The following is a 22814-nucleotide window of genomic DNA, read 5'->3' as shown; positions in this document are numbered from 1 at the left end:
ATTGATTTTTAAGTTGAGGCTATCCGCCACTAAATAGTTTAAACACAAAAGAAGTAGCACGACGATACAGTTTGAATTTGAGCAACACAATAAATCCTATAGAACCAAATTGTAACAATGGCGCAAAAATTGCTCCCCCAATTGGTTCCAAATAGGTCTGACCAAAAATTGGTATTGATTTCGGTATAAAGATTATTAACAAAGACATTGACCAAGAAAAAGGCAGGAACTAGCATATAAACTCCTGCATAAAGTTTAAAGAAATTATAGGCTAATGCTCTAAATTTTTCAAATACCGCTAAACTGATTACTAAAGGGAAAAAAGCTTGCATAATACCTAGTAAAAAATAACGTTCTGCCAAAAACAATGGATAGATAAATAAATCCAAAAGCCACAAGAATATACCCACTATAAAAGCGATAAGTTTTAACCCATATAAAGGGGTTACTAAAGCTTCATACAGTAAGGCGAATGCTTTTTTGGCGGCTTCTAAGGCACCCACATCCTGTTCCAAATCTATATCTTGCATTTGTAACGGGAGGAGCGCTGGAGCCGTATCTCTATATTGAGTTTCAATAGCTACTAATAGCGTATCAAAAACACTTAAAACTTGAGTTGAAAAAATTACCAAAATGACTACTGCAAAGTTTTTAGCCAATTCGGAAGGCGTTAACCCCCAAGTATAACCTTCATTATTAGCGACACCTTCATTGTATTTTTTAGGATATTTATTAGAAAGAATAGAATGGCTAGCGTTTTCATTCCAGTAATTGTGTACTGTGAAAAATCGCTATTCTTGATAGTCGTAAAAACGGCATCAACATATTCCAATCCTATGCTCAAAAAGAAGCCTGCCATTAATAATTAGTTTCCCTGTTATTGATTTTATCTTGTATTTCTCTAAAAGCAATAATCTCTCGGTAACGCTTTGTCTTGGCTTCAATTTCCGCAACCATCTCTTTAGACTCTCTTTCTTTTGCCTTCAGAACTTCTGCTCGTTCTGCATCTGTCATTTTTAGATTGTTACTAGAAAGTATCTTATCTATAAACTCTAATCCCTCCAATGAATTTTCAACAATCTCATTGAAAGAATCAGATATTCGATTCACTTCATGTGGCTTTATATAAGGCGAATTCAAAATCTCTCTTAAATCATCTTGTACTAAATCAAAAAGACGTTTATTGTTTTTGGCCAATTCCCTTACTGCCTTAAGCTGTTTTATAGCGTTATTAACCTTCTCTATATTATCTTTTTGGGTTTTTAAGAATTGAACCGTTTTTAATAATTGTGACGTCTGTTTTGCCGATTCTATTAAGGATTTTGTGAAGCTTATAAAATTGGTATTGTCATAAACTGGCATACCCTGGCACGTAGCACGTGCAGGCAATAAAATGGTAAATGTAAGTGCGATGATTACTGTTTTAATTGTGTTTTTCATAATTGTTGTTTTAAGAATTAATAAATATTTTGATAGCTTTTTCCATGTTTTGGTGTTCTTCAAAGAGTTTCATAATATCTTCACTCTCTTTACCATCTGTGAGATATGCAGCAAATACTTCTTTAGGAACTTCCAATCTGAAAATGTTACTTTCCTTACCGATTTTGATAAACATTTCTGTATATTTTCTTTCGCCAGTAAGGTTGTTTCGAATGGATTTCAATTGATTTAAATCATGGCTCGACAGATTTAATCGCTTTTGAAGTTCTTCATAACCTTTCTCATTATTTAAGCTGTAAATGATCTGAGTGTTTTCTAGAATACTTGCCGATGTGGAATTATTGGGCAGTTGATTGATGGATTGTAAAATAATTCCAATGGCTCCATTTTGTTTTCTAATGGCTTGGTAATAGAACTCTACACTTTCCAACACATTCTCAAATTTGAGTTGTTTGGCAAACTCATCAAAAAGAATGATGCCTTTTTCGGCTTTGTTTTTCCAGATGGTTCGTTGAATTGCAGATTTAATAAGCTTCAACATTACGGAAAGGATTTCCTTGTTATCCTTGACTTCATCCAATTCAAAAACAATCAATCGCTTGTCTTCAATCTTATAGGTTTGATCTTCACTCACATTAAAAAGAAAACTGTACAATCCATCGTCTACATATTCAGAAAGAATATGCAAAAAGTTATAAATGCTGAAATAATCTTCTTGAATTTTGAGTTCTTGAATAAGCGTTTCTTTCTTATCATCTACAAACTGATATAAAGATGCCAAGGAATGATTTGATGCTATGGAATTATAATAGTAATGAAGTACCTTCTTAACAGCTACTTCTTCAGCTTTTGTCGCTTGTTTTCCTGATGCCATAAGTTCCAGAATAAATACACCTAAACTTTCTAAGTGTTCAGGAGTTAAATCTTCAAGAGAAGAAATATAGAACGGGTTGATGCCTAGGTTTTTTCCTTGCTCATAACGTAAAATGATATGATCGTCAGGATAGAGCTTAGCAAACTTAGAATATGAACCTCCCAAATCAATAATAACCAGCCTTACTTGCTGTTCAAAATACTGACGGAGTATATTGTTGGCCAAAAAGGATTTCCCTTCGCCTGTTGGAGCAAAAATGGCAAAGTTTCTAGCTTTGATTCGTTTTTTGCGTTCATCCCAAACATCTTTTAATACAGGTATGTTATGTTGCCTGTCATTAAAAATAATTCCTGTTACATCCGATTTGTAATTTGTGTTATTGATATACAAACACAATGCATGTTTTAAATCGGTAACGTACAAATCTTCATTTGAGAAATTGGATGTAAAACAACAATACGAATTCAAGAAATAATGCTTTCGCTCTTCGCCTTTTGGATAATAAGGCACAATATCCAGCTCTTTAAATTCAGTTTTAATTTTAGATGCTATCCTACTTAATTCCTTTTCTTCCTTGGACCAAAAAACAATATTTAAATGACCTCGAATAATCCGGGACGAATCATCCTGATTAATCTTAGCAACTATGTCCTCAATCTTTTTTAAGATGACTTTATTTTGGGTTCCGAAATTTGAACTCTTATTGAGTTCTTCAATTTTCTTATCTAATAATTTTCGCCATTTGTGTTTATCATCTAAATAGATAATTTGATTGACAATATGATTTTCATTGAGATTCAAGCCCAATCCATCAATAAAACCTTGATGGAATACAAAATCATCTGAAGTAAACTTATCATTAGTCTTACTACTCTGTACCACATCTCCAAAACATAGTTCGCTATTTACAGCCAACACATCAAAATAGTTTTCTCCTATTTCTATATTTGATTTTTTGAGTTGTATATCTGTATCAAAACCTTCATTAAAACCATTGAAATAGTTGTTAGTGATGCTTACAATTTGATTCTCATTTAGTGGAGTTAACTTAACTTTTCTACTATTATTTACGAATGAAACAGCATCGTTAACTGAAGTAATGAACTCCTTTACATTATGGTCTAATTTTTTATGAATGCTTTTTTCAACTTTACGAAATGGATTAGTAAACTTTGAAGCATTCAAAGCTTTATTAATTGGTAATACAAAGAACAAATAAGAGGCATGTTTTATGTATTCCCTCCCTTTGAAATAATCATTTGTTGCCTTTTCTAAAAAACTTGAATTAGGAATATTTTTGGCATCATAGGATGCTTTTTTATAAATATCTTGCTTGTGGATAATGGTACTAACAGGTAATGATTTGAATGCTTGAAACCAAGATCCATGCATGTCTTCAAAATCCTTTTCTGATAAACTATAGACTTCAGGGAAATCCACTTTAAAACACAGTACCACATTGCCATTATTGGCAAATACAATATGGTCTTGTATATCTACAATAGGATGGTAAGCAGATAGGTTAATCTTCTTCATAATAATCTAACTGAGTTTCTTTTTTGTTACTTATAGTTTGTGGAAATACCTTTTTAAAATGTAATAGCCCAGGGTTTTTAGTGAAGTTTGTTAAGCCTATGTATAGTGAAGCATTGATTATAAACACAGCCATAATAACCGATAAACTAAAAGAAAAAATGATGAATAATAACGAACCGATAACGCAAGTCATCATAAGTGCGAACATTGATATAGGCAAGCCCATAATTACTGCTCGCTTTCTTATGTTTTTATAAACCTCAAACTTCTTCATTGGTCTCTATCATTTAATTACCAAATGCCATTTAACGGCCTAGACTACGATGCTTATGAGATAAGTAAAGATGCCTACAACTGCACCAGCTATAAGGACAAATACCAATACACGTGTGATTCCTTTTTTTAAATCGGCATTTTCTCCAAAGAAATGACCAGCATTAAAGAGGAATCCAATAAGGAATATAACTCCTAAAATAATTGGGAAAATACTTCTGATGGTATCAGAAACATCATTTACAGAATCTTCAATACCTCCAATTTGTGCAAAAATGGCATTTGAAATAGTGAATAATAAAGCGGTTAGATAAAGTGATTTTTTCATACTAAAAAGGTTTAAGTTTTACTTCATTTTTGATATATGAAAAATACATTATATTTGAATATAATTAATTGATTATCAATATTTTATAAAATAATTTTATTTGTTTTATTTTGATTTTAATTGAAATTAAAAGACTATAAATCTTATGTATTTAGAAGTAAAAAATTAACGCAACGCTAAAAATGAATTGGAAAAAACGCTCAAAAAACGTCAGTTTTGTGATTTTGATACTGAAAATGTGTCTTTTTTTGGACAGAAAACAATCATTGTAATTGATCCTGGACATGGCGGAAAAGATTCTGGCGCTGTTGGTATAAATGGTATTCTAGAAAAGGATGTGGTTTTGAATATCTCAAAAGAGATTTTGAAGTTAAATAAAAGTCTCTTCAGTAATGAATTTGATATTTATTTAACCAGATATAAAGACACGTTGATTTTGCTTTCTGATAGAAGTAAATTAACTAAAAGCCTGAATGTAGATGTTTTTGTGTCCCTGCATTGTAATGCTTCTCAAACTCATTCAAAAGGTATGGAAGTTTATGTACATGATTCGGATAATCAAAATACTAAAGAGTCAATTGCACTTGGCTTAACTGTATTGAATGAGAGTACTCAAAAACTGGGTTTTAAAAAACGTGGTGTTAAGTTTGCCAATTTTCAAGTGTTACGTGAAAACACAGAGTATTCGTCTTCTATACTTGTGGAGATAGGGTTTATAACCAATGCTGATGAATCTGAATATTTATCAAAGATTAAAAATATTAAGGGTATGGCATTGGCCATTTTATTAGGAATTACTAACTATTTAAATACTGGGTTATGACAGTCTTTTTCAATAAAATTATCCAAAATATTGGAAAGCTTTTAGCAACAATTATTCAAGAAATCATTTTATGGGTCAAAGGAAAAAATAATTAAAGGCTTTTCTTCATACTTAAGCTTTTAAAAATTGCTCAAACAAAACTTTCGCATAGTTTTTTCCATATCGATTTACCAAATATTTACTTAGAAGTATAGGTATTAGATATAGAATACCGACTATAATACTGATGTTTACAGCCTGTGCATTTGTGGCTATATTATTGAAGAAATAAAGATTGAACAAGGTAATCAAAACTGCAATAACACAGCCACCAATTAGATTTCTAGTAAAACCATATTCTATGTTGTGTTGTAACAAAAGACGATTGTCCCTTGTCACATTTCTAACTTGTGCTACTGCATCCTCAATGGTTTTTCTTGCTTCTAATTCATCTTCCTTTTCTTGACACGCATTAAGAAGCTCTATTCCAAATCCTTCTTTGATTTTTTCACGGATACGTTTTTTTGTGCTTTGCGCAAAGAATGTGCTTGAATAAAGCAGGAAATTGGTTGTTGGCATATTCTTTTCTTCTTTAAAGAAAATATTTTGAAAAATCTCTTTTGCGATGAACCTGTTAATTTGGGTCATAAAGTAAATTATGGCAATAGAGATTGTTATATCGCTAACCCATTTATACCCTTTGAGGAATTCTATGAAATCAATAATTTTTTCGCTGAAGCCAAAATAGTATAATGTCCATAATGGAACTGCACAAATTATCGTAGGAAATAGTCTTGCTTTAATATAATATTCTGTTGGTTTCATCATCTTTAATGTGCTTTAATTTTATATTTCATAATTACCAAAGTATGTTTTATGTTTTTCGTTATCACCGAAAATAGACATTATTGCTGGTTGTCCATTAAGCTTGGCTTCATTCATAAGTTCACTAAATTGGACTTTATCGTCACCGCTCATTGCCAATCCATAGTTTTTAGGATGACTATGCCATTCACCTAAATATTTGAGGTTATCATTGGTCGTATTGCCTATAATTTCAAGCTTTTCACTTACACCTTTTATGCCTCGTATAAATAAAGTTGGTTTTTCAATACTATCTTCTGGTGCTAGAATAGTATTGGTCACATAAACTTTCTTGTAGAAATTATCTATAGCCCCTATTAAAATACCACCTGTTTCATTAGGCAATTTGTCAATTCTGAATTTTGATATTTTTTTTAGAGTGCTCTCGTTGAAAAATATCGTCCAGCCGTTAGTTTTGTATTCAAACCAATCATCTATCAAAAAAGTATAGTGATTAATAGAACTGGACTTGTCCATTTTCCAAATATCAATTGAGGCATTATCATTATTTAAGTTTTTCTTGAATGCTTTGGATGCGATACCTGAAAAAATAGCAAGGTTCTCTTGAGGGATTTTTGAGGTAATATCTCTACAACCACGTGCATATCTAATTTTTTTATCTTGCTCAAAGACCAAATGTTGGGACAAGCTGGTATTGGTATCTGCCAGTAACTCTTTATAATATTGGATTTCCAACAAATCTAAAGGATAATAACTTTCGCTATCTTCTGTAAGCATAACTAAATCGTTGCCCATAGGGTTTAGGAACGAAGAAAACTTTCTTACCGTCTTTATTTCGTTTGCCAAGTATCTTTCTACACCGATAGATGTTGACATATCGAGGATAACATCTGATTTAAGAAGTGTAGATTTCTCGACATCATAAATATTTTGTGCAAAGGGTTTTGAAAAATTACAGTCATTTAAAAGGCTATTCGCTTGTTTTGAAATGGCTTCTGCCTTGTTTACTGTAATTTGGTTTTCAATATCTGTTGAAGCGTGTCTTATAAAATTGTGTGGAAGTAAAACATCTTTATCTATGAGATTCCATTGACCAAAACCACTTCGAGCAAGATTCATAAAAAACTGAGAGCCTAAAGCACCAAGGCCAATAAGCGAGAACTTGGATTCTGACCACTTTTTATCGATTCCGCTATAATTTTTAGCCAATGTTTTGTTTAAGCTCAAGTGTGGGCTTAAAATTTCAATACTAATTGATGAAAGTTTGCTTTCACTTAGGTTTTGTTCTATTTCGAATACACTATTAAGATTAACAACTGTTCTACCAAAAATGGTTGACAACTCACTAATCGTAGCATTAATTTTAAATCCGGCTAAAGTTGGCTCAGAATTCTTGGTATCCCTTAAAACGGGAATTTCCACAATTAAAAAAACTATTCCTTTCCAAAAATCCCCATTGATTTTATGCGATAACCCACCATTGACTAATTCAATGATTTTTGGTTTTAAAAGTTTAAGTAAGTCAATATCTTTTGATTTAAACAATTCGCTCAAGGTATATAGGTTATCGACTCTTTGGTGTACAACACCATTATCCAAAGGCGGTGTAGCAATAAACAACCTATGGATTGGCGTACCAAGAGAACTGTTTGTGGTTTTGTAAAAACCACTTGGCAATTGTTTGATGTAATTATTGTTTGGGTTAACTATAATCCCATTACTTCCAATGACAAAAGGCTCTAAAGGTTGGTCTTCCTGGTGTAGCTCATCTCTTGCGGTAAGTTCTAACCAGTTTTTAATAGATTGTAGAAAATAAGAGCCAGACCATTGGTGTTTTAGCTCTTCAAAATTAACTTCAAATATGCAAAGACTTACAGGTCTTTCGTCTTTAGTTATGTTTGTATGAGGTAATCCAACCGGGAAATCATCCCTTAATGCAAAAACCTTGGGCAATTCTTGAGTGTTTCCAGCTGTTATTATAACTATCGTTTCTTCCTGCCTAATATCATTTATTGGGTTATTAGGAATGTCAAGTAGAAACTTCAGAAATAAAAACTCATCATTATCGCTGCCTAGTGATACCTCAAAAAGTGTTATAGTTCCGCCAAAAACATCGATTGAAGATGCTATTTGTTTTGATTTCTCATTTTTAAGCTCTTCAATCTTTACTTTTTCGGTTGATGGATTTGTGTAATCTTGCTTCATACTTATCCTGCTCTTCCTGCCCTTGACGGTTTACTTAGACCAGAACTTATTGCAGCTGCTGTAGCCTTAATTAGTGTTGCGCCATAATCATCTATTTCAAAAACAATGGGTTTTTTAAAATCATCATAAAATTTTTGTGTGTTTTTAAAATTGATGCTACCTACAACGTTGGTGTATTCTGTTTTTGCAGGGTAGTGAGGCGGATTGTCTTTATCATTTACAACTTTCTTAGAAGTAGCCACAACCTTTGCCCCTATGAGACTATAGTTTAAAATGTCAATCGAGGTTTGTTTTGGTTCAGAATTGTCAATACCCTTTTCATCGTCCTTATAAGGTGTGTCGTTGAAAAATGTCCAAGAGCAATGATGTGGTGTTTGGAAAATATCCCACTCCAAAGCATCTTTGTTGTCATTTTTTTCTGATTTTTCTTTAATCGTTGCCCAGCGATAGTGGTCTGCATCACCACCGTGTAATATTCTACACGAAAAATCATTTCCATTGCTTTTGTAGAACCGTGCTTGATAAACAATACTGGACATATTTCTGTCCTCTTTTGCATTGCAGTCAATTACGTCAGCTTTAAAAGGTGCGTGTATAAAAAACTCAAAATTCTTTAGAGTAGTGTTGTTAATTTGAGTTACTGTGCTTCCTGGTATATGTTGTGGGACATTGGTAAACTCGTTGTTGTCATCATACCCAATAAGGACTAACCTGTTTCCACGCTCGTCTTTAGAGCTGTCATTGTTTTTGTATAGATTTCTTCTTCGTCTTACCTCTTTTCTTATTACACCAGCATCTGAATCATCAGATATATTGTTGTCGCCAAGTATATACTCGTTGACCCACAATTCGTCAATGATTATTTTTTCATCGTTATCATCATAGGAACTGATTTTTCCAGTATGAAAGTGTTTTTTGAAATTTAAGCAATGGTCATTGTCGTGGTGTGTCAAGATGAATAAATCCGTGTAGGGCTTGTCATCTCTTGTGTCCAGTTCTTCTATAAGGTTCTTTTTTACATCATAAATGCCATCTTTAACCTCTCGTATATTGCAATCTGTTATAATATTTGTATTGCTGGTCTTGAAAAGTGAGGTGTCACCGTTACCAACAGGATAATATTTTACTTTGTTCTTTCCCATATTTTTATTTTTTTAACATTTTATTTACAAATTCTGCGCCAATTTGGTAAAAATATCAATGATGACAAATTGGCTGTTTTTTCAATTTTAATTATGGTAGTCCTTTCTTGAAAAGACTACCATAATAAAGCCTCTAATAAGATTGCTCTAACATAGAAGCAATGCCACTTATAACAACAAGAGTTGCAATACCAAAGACAATCGCTTTAGCTACATCACCTTTAACATTTACACAATTATTCTTGTGGCATAAACTAAGTTTCCCTTTAGAGAAATTAATACTATTCATATAATAAGTTTTAAGGTTAAACATTCTCCATTTAGAGCTGTGGAGTTCCGCTCGTTACTTTCCCATACTATCTTTTCTGTTACTTCTAATATGTTCTTTAACAGTAATTGTTTTTCCATTTACTCTCTTTTTGTGTTCTGGAATTCTGTTGAATTTTTTACCAGATGAATCTTTTGCCATAATTTTATTTTTATGTTGAATTTACTTTTCATTATATTTGACCCTCCCTATTAATTACTTACTAGCATTTTATTGTTTAAACAGAGGTTTTATGGGTGCTGTCCACTCATATACCATTATAGATATATCCGTTTTGGTATATAAATGAATACAAGCACTAATCAAGACATAGATTTTGAAAAACTACCTAGCGTTGATCTGCTGGACTACATTTCTTTCAAGGATGAATTTCCCAAAGAGGCAGAAGATGCCTTTGTGCAGTTCTGTTATAGATTTGAGAAAGATTTGAAACGTAAGTCCGAAATTTATTGCAATAAGTATGGATATAACGAAGTGGTAGCTTTAGAAATAGCACATTGCACTTTTGCGAGGGTATGGAAATATCCCACTTTTGATATAGAAAAGTCCAAGGCTAAAGATTTTGACAAAGGCATACTTATTTGGATGTATCGAATTTTATACACCCAGATAATTAAATATGGCGAAAAAAACACTTGTGCAGAGCCTACTGAAGAAGAAGATTTAAGTCTGGTTACAAATTCAGATGAATTGTTGTCTAAGTTTGATGTGCCAGACGATGCTGAGGCAAAAAGGGTAGTTGTTGCGAAACTTAAAACAATTGAACGAGCACTTACGCAATTATCAGAAAAACATCGAATTATATACTTTACCTACAGAGCCTATCAAAAGGAAGGAAAAAAAGTACCGAGAACGATTACGAAATTGCTCAGGGAAAAACTTTCTCTAACTCAAAAATCTGTGAACACCTATTACGGAGATGCACATAGACACGTTACTAACTATTTAGACATTATGAATGGCCAAGCCTAAAAAAATAGAACTAATTGAAGTAGATCAGTTGGACAGTTGGTTAGGTTCGACAGGAGTTCTCTTTCCTAGCAATGAACTTGAATTAGATAGGTTCAATAAGCTGTATGAAGATTATGACTATAAATTGGATGATAAACCAATCGACCCAATTGCTATAATCAATAATACATTTCATAGAGAGCCAAAAGTCATTACAATGTTCGAAGAGGATGTAGTTGAGGAAATTGAAAGCCTAAGAATGGTTGCCAGAAAAGGTAAAAAAGATTTACCCCAACATATTATAGATAAAATGCTAAGAAAACACAATCAAGATTCTAGTGATTCGGAATAAAAAAAGCATAAAGCAATTAGCAGAAAGTATCGCTTTAGAATATCAAGAAAAAATAACACCTCTTGACAAAATATTAGATGATGAAGATTTGTCGGTGTACTACGACGGTTATGGCAAGAGCACTTTTGACGGAATGACTCTGTATGATAAGGGAAAGTTTTACATTCATATAAATACTGACTTAGGGAACAGACCTGATTCTGCAAGAGGAAGGTTCACATTGGCACATGAGCTCGGGCATTACTATATAGATTCTCATAGAATTGGATTGAAAAAAGGGCTTTTAGAGCCACACCCATCTAGAACCAACCAGAAGCAGTTTAACCAAATTGAAAGAGAGGCCGATTTTTTTGCGTCCTGCTTGTTGATGCCAGAGGAAAGATTCTCAAAAGATTTTTATCGTAAAACCTTCAGTATTGAGTTAATAGATTTTTTAAAAGATGAATATGGTGTTAGTAGAACTGCGTGCGCATTCAGGTTTGCTGATATAGGAAATCATGATATTATGATTGTCTATGGCGTAAGCGGACAAGTTGGTTGGAAGTATTGTAGCGAACATTTTCCTTATAAATATTTGTTATATGAAAATAGGGTAGCACCAAATACAGTTATGGGCGAGTATTTTAAAAATGTTACAGATGACCTATTTAAAAAAGAAGAGATTTGGGCCGTTGATATTTTTAAATATGTCATGGAAGATGATACCCAAAGAAAGTTTTTTGAACATTGCATTACATACAGGGATAAGGCTCTGAGCATTATTTGGGAAGAATAGTTGCCTGTGTCCACAGCCACCGATTTAACGAATGCAACAATATTAAAAGTTAATTGTCTTATACCAATAAAAGAAAGCTTCCGGATTACTCTTTTTCAATTTATTCAACTTATTGAATTCAGGGTTCTCAATCAGCCAATCTTTAACTTGTAGTGGATTATTAAATTTTTCTAACTTGGTTAGTGTTTTACTTTTTAACACCTCTGCTAAATAAGCCACTTTAGCTGATGCTGTAATAGCCTCTTCTATATTGAATCTTGAAATAGTAAAATTCACAAAATTACTAATACCTAATTGCAAATGCTTAAACTCTTCTGATTTGACATCTCTAGTTGACAATACGTAGCAAGCTTCTTGGGTGTCTTCCAATACTTGAATAGCAGACACTTCTAACTTTCTGAATTTAATTTCCTCTGCAACTACTTTGTTGTAGCTGTTTCTTACTACATTTAAATCAGAAATATTATCCATTAAAAAGGCCACATCAAACAACTGCTTTATTATTTCTACAGGTCTATTTTTGCTATATAATATTCCTGTTGTTTTTGGTGCAAAAGCGGTTAACTTGTCTCCTAAAATAGCATCAAATGTTGGCATCTGTACAGTTGTAATTTCTCCTGTTGTTTGAATCCAATCGTGTGCTATTGGAATTTCCATTAGCTCCGGATATGGATTTGGTGTATATAATATATCTAATAGTATTGGTTCAATACTTCCATCTACATTACTTGTATAGTACATTTTAAAATGCCCTATTGGTGCATCTGGTGTGTGTTTTCTATTGTTGTCATCTTCCCAATTTGTAAACACAGAGTTTTTACTTATTTTTTCTAGAATTGTTTCTATCTCACTTTGTGTTTGTTCTGTGATAATATCTATATCAATTGAAAACCGTTTTGGTTCTTTGGTTGCTAATAATAATGCTGTGCCTCCTTTAAAAATAAACTCTAATCCGTTCAACTTTAATTGTTCTAGAAAGGCCAATGCATATATGACTTTTTCTATCAATTTAGGATCAAATTTCTTTTTTCCTAAATTTTTTTTGACTTCATAAATCCAATCTGGATGGTATGTTGTTGGCTCTATCATTATTAATTAAATTTTGGCAAATTATTCAAATTTTGCCAAAGTTAAATTGGTTAAATTTTCAACTTCGTTTTCTCTATTACGCCTATATGCATAACGCTTCATTTTATTTTTATTTACTTCATATTTCTCAAACATATTGAGATAAATAGATTTAATTTCTCCTTGTTGTGCTGCGTATAATTTAGTATCAATAGTCATATCTACCAATAATTTCTCTAGGGTAGGCACCGTTATTTTGTCAATTTCTTGAAGTGGTGCCTCAGATATTAAATGCTTTAAAATAATGACATCTTCACTATTGCTAATATACAAATTGAATGTTTCTGCATCAGGCTCAATATATACTTGCTTTCCTTGTTCTTTTAAAGCATGAAACACAGATTCTGTAACATCTTTATCTAATTCTAAAATAGTATAGAATTTAAATGGTTGATGCCTCATAAATTCATTTAACCATTTCGTATCCCAAATACAAAAATCTGTAAATGGGTAGTCTTTTTTAACTTTATTGTATAAACGCTTTAAATTGTTATCTATAATTGGAGTATATGATTTTTTCTCTTTTAGAGCATATATACCTCTTGCCGGATTTTTAATAACTCCTTCCTTTTTTAATCGTGATAAATAAACGTTAATAGTACTTTGTTTTAGTTCGGGAAAATCTAATACAATACATTTAACCAACTTATCTTTTGAAATGGTTGATTGTTCATTAAAATATGATTGTATTTTACTCTCTAAAGCGTTAAACAAGGTATGGGTCTGTTTTATTAAACTTTGGCAAATTACATAATATTTGCCAAAGCTTAATCGTTTTTAATGTAATTATTTTCTTTTATCAGTACATTCCTTATCAAAAGCAATCAAATTAAACAACTCCCGCATCCTAGACCGCACACGATTACCATAGCGTTCTTCCAATTCCTGAGCATTAAGGTTAGTTGTAGCATGCGTTTTTATATGACACTCTAAAAACAAATCATGCCTTGAGAGTATAATTTCTCCCATAACATTGCAGTCTTTACCATAATGACGTCCTATAGGCTCTACTCCTAAATCATCAAAACAAAAATAGTGTCCATTACCATAATCCTCTAAGGTTTTATAACCTACATGGTTAAAACCAAAGACTACGTTTCTTGCTGGAATAATTTTATAAGATTTTTGGTGTGGTACTATGTGCCTCAATAATTTCATTAAACTGGTTTTACCACAGCCTACTGGACCAGAAAGCAAAATACCTTTGTTTACATCAATGCCAAACTTTTTGCAGTTTTCTTCATCTCCAATAAAATAGTTGCATAGCTTAAATAAGGTATCTCGATCTTCTTCAAATATTTTAAATGTTTTGCCAAAGAGCAGCTTCCCTTTGGCATTGAGATAAACAAGCATCTTATCAAAATCGTAAATAAGCTCGCTTCCTTTTAATTCGCCTAAACTATACTGCTTATTTCCCTCTTGGATAATATGTGGTTGGGGCTTACTCATAAGGGTTCGTTGTAATTTTTATCTGAACTGGTCTTTAAGTTGTCTCTATATGGCACAGTTGAATTCTGTTTGTTATTAGTTTCAAAATTCTTAGAATTTAAATTTTCTAAATTTTTCTGTTTATTAATGTTTTCTTTGTTTTTTATAGTTTGTATATGTTTGTTTATAGATACCAGCGCTTGTCCATTGCTTGTCTCGATATTGGTACGACTTAAGTACAGAGCTTGTCCACTACTTTTCCCAAAATCGAACATCTTAACTCGACTTCCTTTAAATGGATTATGCGAGGGTGTGTAAAGAATGTAACTCCAATGACTTAATTCCTTAATACTGCGATGGTAAGTTGTTTTAGAACCTATCTTAGAAAAAGACATGACTTCGTCTCGATTGATGTAAAACTCGTCCTTAAAAAAATTAGCATTCCAAAATTGAAACAAGGCTACATAAAGACTTATATGAGTAGGATTTAGCCGTGTATCTATAGAAAATTGCAGAAAGACACCGTTTAGGTGCTTGATATAATTTATATCTTTCAAAACAAATTAATACTTGTTATGAATTCTATTCTTTTCAAGAACTTGCATAATTTCCTGATAATCATAGTACAGCACCCCACCAACTTTTGTATATGGTAGTGTGCCATTGATTCTTAAGTTTTGTAATGTACCTGGTGAAATACCTAAAAGTTCTCGAACTTCAGGAGATTTTAACCATTTTTTATTTACCTGCCCAGATTGATTATTTAATAATTGTTTGATATCATCGAGTAATTCCATTTTGAATTCCCTAAGATCTTCAGTAGTAATAATTGTTGCTGCCATATTTGTAAAATTGTTTTAGAAAACAAAACCGTCTGCTATCAGAAAAAAGATATTTAGACGGCTTTGAATTGATTTGACTTTCGTTTTACAAAATTGGGAAAGAATGATGTGTATTTTTCACAAGGCTATCACAACTTGCGAAAGATTTTTATTTTTAATAAACCTCATTATTTCTAACAAATATTTATCTACTTCATTAAAGAAAAAAGGGAATTAAGGTTAAATCAATTGAATAAGCCCAACTCACAAGTTGTGTTTAACTTGTGATAATCTTAATCATCCACCTCTTCCATTCTTTGGATAAGTTTTGTTTTTAATAGATCTATAAATTTAGTCCGATTGGTTTTACGGGATCGAATTTCGAGAAATTTTCTATAATAGTTACCCAAATCTAAATTGAAAACCTTTTCAAACAACAAAGCCATATGCTTAATTTTCTTTTCCTCAATAGCCCCAGATGCTTGTAATGCATATATTAATTCTATCAAATCAATTTTATTGACGCACCACTCTATTTGATTATTTGGTAAAAACGAAGTACTATCATTCTTAATAGAGAGCTTGTTTAATTTACTTTTCATGTAAATAATTGATTTATTATAAGCATCAAACTGAGCTAAAAGAAAATCTTTTGGAGTGTTAAATTCCATATCTTCAATAAAATTGGAAGAATATGAAATCGGAAATTTTTCATCACTTTTTCTTGTAAAATAATATTCATCAAAATGCATACTATTTGATTCTACATATCTACAAAAATCAATATTACTTAGAAAAAATTGATTGTACTTTTTAAGTCTTTCTTTAATAAACTCTTTTTGAAATTGTAATGTGCCATTTGAAATGAATGTCTCTAAACTATAAACCTCTTTATTATATATTAGTCTGGATAGTGGTATTTGCTTTATTTCTTTGAAGAAATAAATTTCTTCTGTAGCAGTTTTAAAATTGATTTTCACAATATACTTTCTATAAACCTGAAGTAGTTTTCTACATGCAATAATACTTTGATGTTTTTGCTCTATAATTGATATGCTAGATGAATCAATTTTGTCTAACTCAATTAAAAGAGTTTCAGATAATAATTTTAAATTCATATCTTCCCATTTAGTCGACTAATGCAACTGTAAATGGAAATGTTTCCCAAAAAATGATTAACTATTTTTTACAAAAAATTCCCATAACTGTAGCGTAAATGCTAGATGTAGAATCTAACAACAACGCAGTTGTATTTCATAGTAAGAATTTGGAGGGATCAATAACTTATTTATAAATAAACGACGTATTAAAAACGATTAAAAAGAGACATATTTACATGCTATAAATAATGCAAATTTTCTTCGTATTAGTTTATATTTATCATTGTAAGGCAAAAATATTAATTTAACTTTTAAATTTCATATTTTCATATTTTCATATTTTCTTATTTTATATACACCTGGTTTTAACTTTAATTTCAATTTGTTTGTAGTACATATTCTTTTTTCGTTTCCTTGTTCTGATATTTCAAAAACACTAAACTTCCCTTTACTCCATCTATCTAATCTAATATGCATGACATGTTTTTTATCAGAATTAAGTTCAGTAACCAGTTTTTTATCTTTATTATTTGTTTGGGAAATCTTCTGATGATAACAGACATCAGGTTGTATATGGAGTTCCATTTCCATTTCTTTAATATATAATTTGAAGCTACCACTTCCTCCATAACTTACTAAAGGAGATGTACCATATCCAAAAATTTCTTCCACATTTTTAGAAGGCTTTAAATATATGTTTTTAGAAACATTATTAGAATATAAATAGGATACTTCATCACTATATAGACTATTATTATTTTTAAAAGAATAGCTATATTTTTTGGATTGAAAATCAACAGGAGATTCATTTTGGAAAGGCTCTAAAATAGGTGTATTTTGAAATACTTTTGACGCTACCACAAATCCTGCAATTTTAGCTGGCGTACATTTTAAATTTAAAATATGAGAACCACTATTGTATTGCGCATAATCTGTCATACTATAATGCCACATAGCAGCTGCTTGAACCCCTAGCGAACGATGAAAATTAGCTAAAGCAGGATATATATATGAGCTTTGATTATAAAAACTCTCAAACTCATAAACAACTTTTGCTTTTTTACTAAACTGCTCACTTAAGACCCAGCCATACCATGATAATTCATTATACCCTTTTTGAAACCAATCTGTAAAATCATAATTGGTAAGATCACCTTTGAAACTATACGGGTTTACACCATCACCTAATTTAGCGGCTACGCTTTGACCTGGATAAGTACAGAATGCCACTACTTCTACTTTGGATTCTGCTACTGCCGAAAAGATATCTTGATGACCATTTCGAAACTTATGCCAATTCAAACCCCATACAATTGGTACAATGGAACCTGCATTTCTTATAGTATCATAAATACCATTAATATAATTCAAAACTCTTTGCTTTCTGAAGACAAAATAGTTTTTTTCAATATCAGTAAGTCCTTTGTCAATCAACCAAAGTTGATATTTTTGGTATTCTTCTGAATACAAAGCTAAATTTTGATAATTTAAAAAAACAGGTTCGTTCATTATTTCCCACGTAACAATATTTTTATCAGACTTATATAAAGTATTGTTATAAGGATTAACTCGATTAAGCAGTTTATGAATATATTTTTTGCTTGCAGTTAAATAATCTCCATCAAACATTCTTAAAGCTTTGTGATAACTATTCCTCTCTTCTCTAGTTTTTCCTTTAGCCTTTGCAATTTGATATGATTTCTCCATAAAAGACTCTTTCACTTCACTACTCCCCATATAATTAAAAAAAGCATAACAAATATAAATACCATGTTTAGGAGCCTCTGCAGTCAAATAATCTAGTAAATCTAAATAAATAGTTTCTACCAAATCACCCCTAACATCTGTAAAATCACCTGGAGTAAGGTGTACACGAATATAATTAACGCCCAACAATTGAAGTTCATCTAAACTTTTTTCAGTCATATTTTTCCAAACTTCTGCATCTTTAGGAATACCAGCCTTTTTCATTCTTGAATTAAATTCCCAAGACAACATAGGTTGTAAATTTACTCCCCATAGGGCTAATTCATTACCGTTAGGTTGATACAAACGCCCGTTTTTGACATAAGTGAATTTTTCTTGTGCGATAAGAAAACTAGAAGTCATAAAAACTAAAAAAAATAGAAACCTCATTATATATAAATGATTTTTAATTACAAAAGGTACAATACAAAAAACCCCAGAAAAATTCTGGAGTCTCTTTAAATTTATTCAAATTAAAATTTTGTATTAACAAATCAAAAACATAAAACTAGTAATTTAATATTTTAATCTATTTGACACAAAACTATATGAAGTATTCTGTTAGTAATTCTTTCAATCAAAACTAAATTATTGAAAGAAACCTAAGAGTTAGAGTATTATACAATGACAGATACTTCATTAAAATTTACTTTTTAATGATTTTTGATAACACAGTAGTTGTTGATCCAATAAGTTTAACTACATACACACCTTTTTCTAAATTACTTACATCAACAGATCTACTATTTAACTGAGCCTTCATAACAGACTGCCCTAGTAAATTAAACACTTCCACTTTTGTAAAATCTGAAGATGAGATATTAAGTATATTATTTACTGGATTTGGATAAATTTTAACTACATCTTCAACTTTATCATCAACACCTAAAGATGCTGCGCCGTGGAAATCAAAAACTTGTACTACACGATTAGAAATGTTAGAAGAACCCATTCCATGAAGCACCTCCATACCTGCAGAATAACTAGCACTATTATGGAATGCCGAACCCACATTAAGACCAGTAAAATCCCATGTAGCAACATTTGTACCTGTAGTAATATTATTAAGTACTAAGGTTCCTGTCCAAGAAGTTTCATCAACTCCTTTTATTAGTGATACTTCCATCCAAAGTACATCGGTTGAAGCATCATCATCCAAACCAATAGCAGGATCTTCAAAACCTACACCATCACTATTTGAAAAAGACCCTCCATTTGTCCAATAATTAAAACGATAAGCATCGTTCGCCCAATTTCCGCGTGAAAACCTGAATGATACATAATTAGAAATTGTGGCGTCGTGAAATTTAATTGCTAACAAATCTGCATTGCCTAAGGTTGGATTAGCACGGTCAAAACTAAACTTCACACCAGCAGTATAAGCAACAGAAGATGAAGGAATAGTCATGCTATATATAGCATCATTCCATGATATAGCATCAGAAATTGTAGCTGTACCAGGTGTTGTGGTACTGACTAAAAAACCATCTGGAGCAGTCCAAGAAGTACCAGCAGTAGGAGATTGGATATTAAGTTCTCCATTATTGTATCCTTCAGAAGAAGTGAACTCTACTGCATTGCTCGATAACGTTTGAGCAGATAAAGTTAAAATACTTGACAATAGCAAGGTAATAAAAAAGTAGTTTTTTGTTTTCATAATAATAGTTTTATTTAAAAAATTAATTAATATTTATTCCTTTAAATTTAACTATTAACCTTTGCATCCCTTTTCAATTTCTTGCCATTAAACAACCCATAATCTCGGTTCTCAACAAAAATAATTTATTAAAAGAACAAGCATAGTCCATAGGAAAACAAGATGTTTTTAATGCTAATACTACCCTAACAAGGCTATTAACATTTGTTTTAAATCAATAAATTGTAAATAATTACAAATTCTTGCCAAATATCTGATTATAATAAAATTCTGTAGAATTAAAAAACACCTATAATTGAAGAAATCAGTACTAAAAATAACGATTAAAAAATTTGTGAATTCTTGCCAATTAAGAATATGATAAATCATTTTAATTAAATACTAACTAGAAACTCCCAAATAGCAGTAACCCCAAACCATGTAAGAATGATTCCTATGATCCATTTCCATAATTCTGGCCATGTAGCTAAACCCACCCATGGCCCTTTTACATCAGTCAACGTAAAAACTGTTAAGTTTTTAAGATCCTTTTTAGCTTTTGGTTTTTCAAACTGACTTAGTAAGATAGTTACTAGTACTACAGTTAAAAACCCAAATATTCCTCTGCTTAAAAAATTTATTTCTGGAAAAAAATATATAAACAAATCCCCATTATAATACCTAATAAAGCACCTACAAAAGCCGCCCAGGAAGTTATTCGGGTACTAAATACACCCAACAAATAAAGAGAAATCATAACAGCAAATGGAATTGATATTAAATCCTGTATTAACCTAGTAACTGTTTCTTCTTTTGCAGCAAGAGGAATTAAAAAGAAAGCAATTACTAATACAATCAATTGAACTAATCTAACAAAACGCTTAATCGTTTTACCACTAGCTTTAGGTTTAATAAAACGTAAAAATACATCTTGCGTAATTAAGGTTCCAGATGAAGTTAACAATCCATCAATCGTTGAAACCAAAGATGCAATCAGGCCAGCAATTAATAAACCACGAATACCAACAGGAAAATAGTCCAGTATCGCATGTAAATATGTTATATCAGCAGAAAGTTCAGGTTGTAATTTAGCCATTGATATACCTATTGCATATGCAAAAAAACGTAAAAACATGTCCTATACCTGTGAATAAAATAGCTTTTTGTGCGTGCATTTCGTCTTTAGCTGCTAACAAACGTTGCACCATAGCAAAATTACATGAAATCCAAGCCGTACCTGCTAAAGAACCCCAAATTATCCCCCAAGGCATTGCATACCATTTATCTGATTCGAATGAAAAATCAAAAGGCAGCATCGTACTTGCCATTGGGTTTCCATTTTTACTAATTGTTTCAATATTAATAAACTCAATAATTCCACCAACTTTAACTATACACATAATACCTACAGTCATTAATGTTACTGTAATAAATACAGCTTGATAAATATTAATAGCTAGAACAGCTTTCATACCCCCTATTATAACATAAACCCCTACAATTACCATAATAGAGAAACTTGATAGCAATAAATTCCAATCAAAAATAGTTTGTAATATAAGTCCTCCTAAATAAATTGATGTTCCTAATATAATTATATTATATACGGTCATTAACCCTGAAAAAAGGGCTCTACTAAATACATTAAATCTTTTTCAAGAAGCTCAGGTGTAGTAATAATCTTTGTCCTCCAATAAATCGGAATTAAAAACATCGCAGTTAATGGGGCAGATACAAGAATATTTAATGCATTAGGCTGTATAGCCAAACCCCAAACAAATCCAACACCAGCTACCCCCATAATCCCCGTATCAATAGACATGGCTATTAAAGTAAGTCCTGTTTTAAACCAATTTAAACTCCGGCCACCTGTTAAATAGTTTTGCGAATTATCTTTTCTATACTTTCTACTTACAAAAAAACCAACAAATAAAATTACAGCAAAATAAAGCTGTACAACAAGCATATCATATTTAATTCCATTCATCTTATGTCTATAAAGTAAATTTAAACTCCAAACTATATTTGAGGATTAAATTTCTATACCTAAGTAACGAAATCAAACTAAATATTACAAATCTGAAGGGTTTTCACCAATATACTTTTTAATTGTGCTACTAAGATGGGAACTTGAAGAAAACCCAGTAATAAAAGCGATTTCTGACAAACTTTTAGAATCAGATGATGTAGTAATATATTCTACTGCTTTATTTATTTTTACCTGCAATATATATTTATGTACTGAGACTCCTTTATGCTTTTTAACAAATCTAGACAAACTACGCTCACTCATAAATAAGCTTTGAGCTAAATCTTTGATTTTTATATTTGAAATTAAATTATCATAAATATAACTATCAACTAGTTTTAATTGATTCTGTTTTACATCTAATTCTGGAGCATAATACTTTAAATGCCTTATATTCCAAACGTTACGAGATATCTCAATAATTAAATCAAATATTTTATTTTTTATCTTAGTAATATAACCTGGCATCTCATAAAATGCCTCCATAAATATACTCTCGAATAATCGTTTTATTTCATCATTATCTTTTGATACATGAATGACATCTTGTTCTAATAACTTTCTTATAACAGTATTTTCTTTCTTATAATATTTTCCAAAAAGTCTTTCTCTATCACTTTCGTCGTAAGAAAACCGGAAAGCATACTCTACCATAGGGTTCTCTTTTGATGAACGTTGCCAATGAATTTGACCTGGTGGATTTAAAAATGCGTCTCCCTTCTTGACTTTATATATAATGTATTCATCCTTATCAATAACGCTCGACTTAAGTCGGTATTCCTTTAATAAAGGTTTATTACTACTTTTTACTAATGCAGGTAATTGAACCATGTTGTCTATAAGCAAATCTTCTTTTAAAAACCCAACCTCTCCTTCTCCTTCAGCTATGTAATGAAATTCCATGTTTTCATGACCGTGTGGAACGAATTCTTCTCCTGATCCAAAACGATATATATGTAAGAAATCTATAGAAATATCAACACCAGGCCTTTGAGTATTTATATCTATAGCTTTAAGCTTCTCACTTCCTTTTAAAAATTTTTCCATATAATTTGTTCTTTATTAAAACACAAAAAATTATATATTCTCTTTATA

General features: G+C 31.3%; 26 protein-coding genes and 1 pseudogene. 4 read left to right on the top strand and 23 right to left on the bottom strand.

The genetic code is table 11. The annotated features are described in order from the left end of the window. Window positions 1-19 precede the first annotated feature (19 nt). The 5 genes and pseudogenes from AC0L5U_RS01425 to AC0L5U_RS01405 all read right to left on the bottom strand — a co-directional run bounded on the left by AC0L5U_RS01425 (window position 20) and on the right by AC0L5U_RS01405 (window position 4451). Window positions 20-859, bottom strand: a pseudogene (locus tag AC0L5U_RS01425) (hypothetical protein). Further along, window positions 859-1440 carry a conjugal transfer protein gene (locus tag AC0L5U_RS01420; RefSeq protein WP_473414315.1) on the bottom strand — a complete coding sequence of 194 codons (582 nt, stop codon included), beginning with the start codon at window positions 1438-1440 and terminating at the stop codon, window positions 859-861. Before AC0L5U_RS01420 ends, AC0L5U_RS01425 begins: the two are co-directional and overlap by 1 nt. 10 nt (window positions 1441-1450) lie before the next feature. Then, window positions 1451-3850 (bottom strand): TraG family conjugative transposon ATPase, encoded by a 2400-nt coding sequence (locus AC0L5U_RS01415; protein ID WP_473414314.1) that lies wholly within the window; start codon window positions 3848-3850, stop codon window positions 1451-1453. Further along, the gene (locus AC0L5U_RS01410) at window positions 3837-4124 is read right to left on the bottom strand and encodes a hypothetical protein (protein WP_473414313.1); all 288 of its coding nucleotides are present in this window, start codon (window positions 4122-4124) and stop codon (window positions 3837-3839) included. Before AC0L5U_RS01410 ends, AC0L5U_RS01415 begins: the two co-directional genes overlap by 14 nt. A 39-nt stretch (window positions 4125-4163) precedes the next feature. After that, window positions 4164-4451: a hypothetical protein gene (locus AC0L5U_RS01405; RefSeq protein ID WP_473414311.1), complete on the bottom strand. Its 288-nt coding sequence runs from the start codon at window positions 4449-4451 to the stop codon at window positions 4164-4166. Between the two features lie 187 nt (window positions 4452-4638). Between AC0L5U_RS01405 and AC0L5U_RS01400 the strand changes: the two genes are divergently transcribed. Then, complete coding sequence (locus tag AC0L5U_RS01400) at window positions 4639-5274, top strand: N-acetylmuramoyl-L-alanine amidase family protein (protein WP_473414310.1); 636 nt, start codon at window positions 4639-4641, stop codon at window positions 5272-5274. Between the two features lie 111 nt (window positions 5275-5385). On the opposite strand, the gene AC0L5U_RS01395 is transcribed toward AC0L5U_RS01400, so the two are convergent. The 5 genes from AC0L5U_RS01395 to AC0L5U_RS01375 form a co-directional block, all read right to left on the bottom strand. Next, a complete protein-coding gene (locus tag AC0L5U_RS01395) occupies window positions 5386-6081 on the bottom strand; it encodes a hypothetical protein (protein WP_473414308.1) in 696 nt (231 codons plus the stop codon). A gap of 18 nt (window positions 6082-6099) precedes the next feature. Further along, window positions 6100-8283 carry a ThiF family adenylyltransferase gene (locus AC0L5U_RS01390; RefSeq protein WP_473414307.1) on the bottom strand — a complete coding sequence of 728 codons (2184 nt, stop codon included), beginning with the start codon at window positions 8281-8283 and terminating at the stop codon, window positions 6100-6102. A gap of 2 nt (window positions 8284-8285) precedes the next feature. Further along, window positions 8286-9425: a hypothetical protein gene (locus AC0L5U_RS01385; protein ID WP_473414305.1), complete on the bottom strand. Its 1140-nt coding sequence runs from the start codon at window positions 9423-9425 to the stop codon at window positions 8286-8288. A 133-nt stretch (window positions 9426-9558) separates the two neighbouring features. After that, window positions 9559-9714, bottom strand: a complete 156-nt coding sequence (locus AC0L5U_RS01380) for a hypothetical protein (protein WP_473414303.1) — start codon at window positions 9712-9714, stop codon at window positions 9559-9561. Window positions 9715-9768: 54 nt separating this feature from the next. Further along, complete coding sequence (locus AC0L5U_RS01375) at window positions 9769-9894, bottom strand: hypothetical protein (RefSeq protein ID WP_473414302.1); 126 nt, start codon at window positions 9892-9894, stop codon at window positions 9769-9771. Window positions 9895-10038: 144 nt separating this feature from the next. On the opposite strand from AC0L5U_RS01375, the gene AC0L5U_RS01370 reads away from it, so the two are divergent. Genes AC0L5U_RS01370 through AC0L5U_RS01360 form a run of 3 tightly spaced genes read left to right on the top strand, consistent with a single transcriptional unit; the run spans window position 10039 to window position 11831 of the window. Next, window positions 10039-10725, top strand: coding sequence for an RNA polymerase sigma factor (locus AC0L5U_RS01370; protein WP_473414301.1), 687 nt, complete (start codon window positions 10039-10041; stop codon window positions 10723-10725). Beyond that, window positions 10712-11056, top strand: a complete 345-nt coding sequence (locus tag AC0L5U_RS01365) for a hypothetical protein (protein WP_473414300.1) — start codon at window positions 10712-10714, stop codon at window positions 11054-11056. The genes AC0L5U_RS01370 and AC0L5U_RS01365 overlap by 14 nt, the downstream gene beginning before the upstream one ends. Then, entirely contained in the window at window positions 11043-11831 is a 789-nt protein-coding gene (locus AC0L5U_RS01360; protein ID WP_473414298.1) for an ImmA/IrrE family metallo-endopeptidase, read from the top strand. Before AC0L5U_RS01365 ends, AC0L5U_RS01360 begins: the two co-directional genes overlap by 14 nt. Window positions 11832-11873: 42 nt before the next feature. Here the strand turns inward: AC0L5U_RS01360 and AC0L5U_RS01355 are convergent, their stop codons facing one another. The 13 genes from AC0L5U_RS01355 to AC0L5U_RS01295 all read right to left on the bottom strand — a co-directional run bounded on the left by AC0L5U_RS01355 (window position 11874) and on the right by AC0L5U_RS01295 (window position 22766). Then, entirely contained in the window at window positions 11874-12920 is a 1047-nt protein-coding gene (locus AC0L5U_RS01355) for a nucleotidyl transferase AbiEii/AbiGii toxin family protein (RefSeq protein ID WP_473414293.1), read from the bottom strand. A gap of 21 nt (window positions 12921-12941) precedes the next feature. Continuing rightward, entirely contained in the window at window positions 12942-13673 is a 732-nt protein-coding gene (locus AC0L5U_RS01350; protein ID WP_473414291.1) for a DUF6577 family protein, read from the bottom strand. A 72-nt stretch (window positions 13674-13745) separates the two neighbouring features. Next, window positions 13746-14408 (bottom strand): ATPase, encoded by a 663-nt coding sequence (locus AC0L5U_RS01345; protein WP_473414289.1) that lies wholly within the window; start codon window positions 14406-14408, stop codon window positions 13746-13748. Next, window positions 14405-14944 carry a hypothetical protein gene (locus AC0L5U_RS01340; protein WP_473414286.1) on the bottom strand — a complete coding sequence of 180 codons (540 nt, stop codon included), beginning with the start codon at window positions 14942-14944 and terminating at the stop codon, window positions 14405-14407. Before AC0L5U_RS01340 ends, AC0L5U_RS01345 begins: the two co-directional genes overlap by 4 nt. Window positions 14945-14950: 6 nt before the next feature. Then, window positions 14951-15229 (bottom strand): helix-turn-helix domain-containing protein, encoded by a 279-nt coding sequence (locus tag AC0L5U_RS01335; protein ID WP_473414283.1) that lies wholly within the window; start codon window positions 15227-15229, stop codon window positions 14951-14953. A 272-nt stretch (window positions 15230-15501) separates the two neighbouring features. Continuing rightward, window positions 15502-16326 (bottom strand): RteC domain-containing protein, encoded by an 825-nt coding sequence (locus AC0L5U_RS01330; protein WP_473414282.1) that lies wholly within the window; start codon window positions 16324-16326, stop codon window positions 15502-15504. Between the two features lie 300 nt (window positions 16327-16626). Continuing rightward, window positions 16627-18417 carry a glycoside hydrolase 5 family protein gene (locus AC0L5U_RS01325; RefSeq protein WP_473414280.1) on the bottom strand — a complete coding sequence of 597 codons (1791 nt, stop codon included), beginning with the start codon at window positions 18415-18417 and terminating at the stop codon, window positions 16627-16629. A 283-nt stretch (window positions 18418-18700) separates the two neighbouring features. After that, window positions 18701-19711 (bottom strand): T9SS type A sorting domain-containing protein, encoded by a 1011-nt coding sequence (locus AC0L5U_RS01320; RefSeq protein ID WP_473414276.1) that lies wholly within the window; start codon window positions 19709-19711, stop codon window positions 18701-18703. A 374-nt stretch (window positions 19712-20085) separates the two neighbouring features. Beyond that, window positions 20086-20355, bottom strand: coding sequence for a hypothetical protein (locus AC0L5U_RS01315; RefSeq protein WP_473414273.1), 270 nt, complete (start codon window positions 20353-20355; stop codon window positions 20086-20088). After that, a complete protein-coding gene (locus AC0L5U_RS01310; RefSeq protein ID WP_473414271.1) occupies window positions 20328-20786 on the bottom strand; it encodes a sodium:solute symporter family transporter in 459 nt (152 codons plus the stop codon). The genes AC0L5U_RS01315 and AC0L5U_RS01310 overlap by 28 nt, the downstream gene beginning before the upstream one ends. Further along, the gene (locus tag AC0L5U_RS01305; RefSeq protein WP_473414269.1) at window positions 20779-21303 is read right to left on the bottom strand and encodes a sodium:solute symporter family transporter; all 525 of its coding nucleotides are present in this window, start codon (window positions 21301-21303) and stop codon (window positions 20779-20781) included. The genes AC0L5U_RS01310 and AC0L5U_RS01305 overlap by 8 nt, the downstream gene beginning before the upstream one ends. Further along, window positions 21303-21677 carry a sodium:solute symporter family transporter gene (locus AC0L5U_RS01300; protein ID WP_473414268.1) on the bottom strand — a complete coding sequence of 125 codons (375 nt, stop codon included), beginning with the start codon at window positions 21675-21677 and terminating at the stop codon, window positions 21303-21305. Before AC0L5U_RS01300 ends, AC0L5U_RS01305 begins: the two co-directional genes overlap by 1 nt. An 84-nt stretch (window positions 21678-21761) precedes the next feature. Then, window positions 21762-22766 carry an AraC family transcriptional regulator gene (locus AC0L5U_RS01295; RefSeq protein ID WP_473414266.1) on the bottom strand — a complete coding sequence of 335 codons (1005 nt, stop codon included), beginning with the start codon at window positions 22764-22766 and terminating at the stop codon, window positions 21762-21764. Window positions 22767-22814 lie beyond the last annotated feature (48 nt).

The sequence above is a fragment of the Jejuia sp. G7-7 genome, assembly GCF_055808955.1.
The sequence above is the reverse complement of the archived record's forward strand: the minus strand, read 5'-3'. Positions and strand labels throughout refer to the sequence as shown.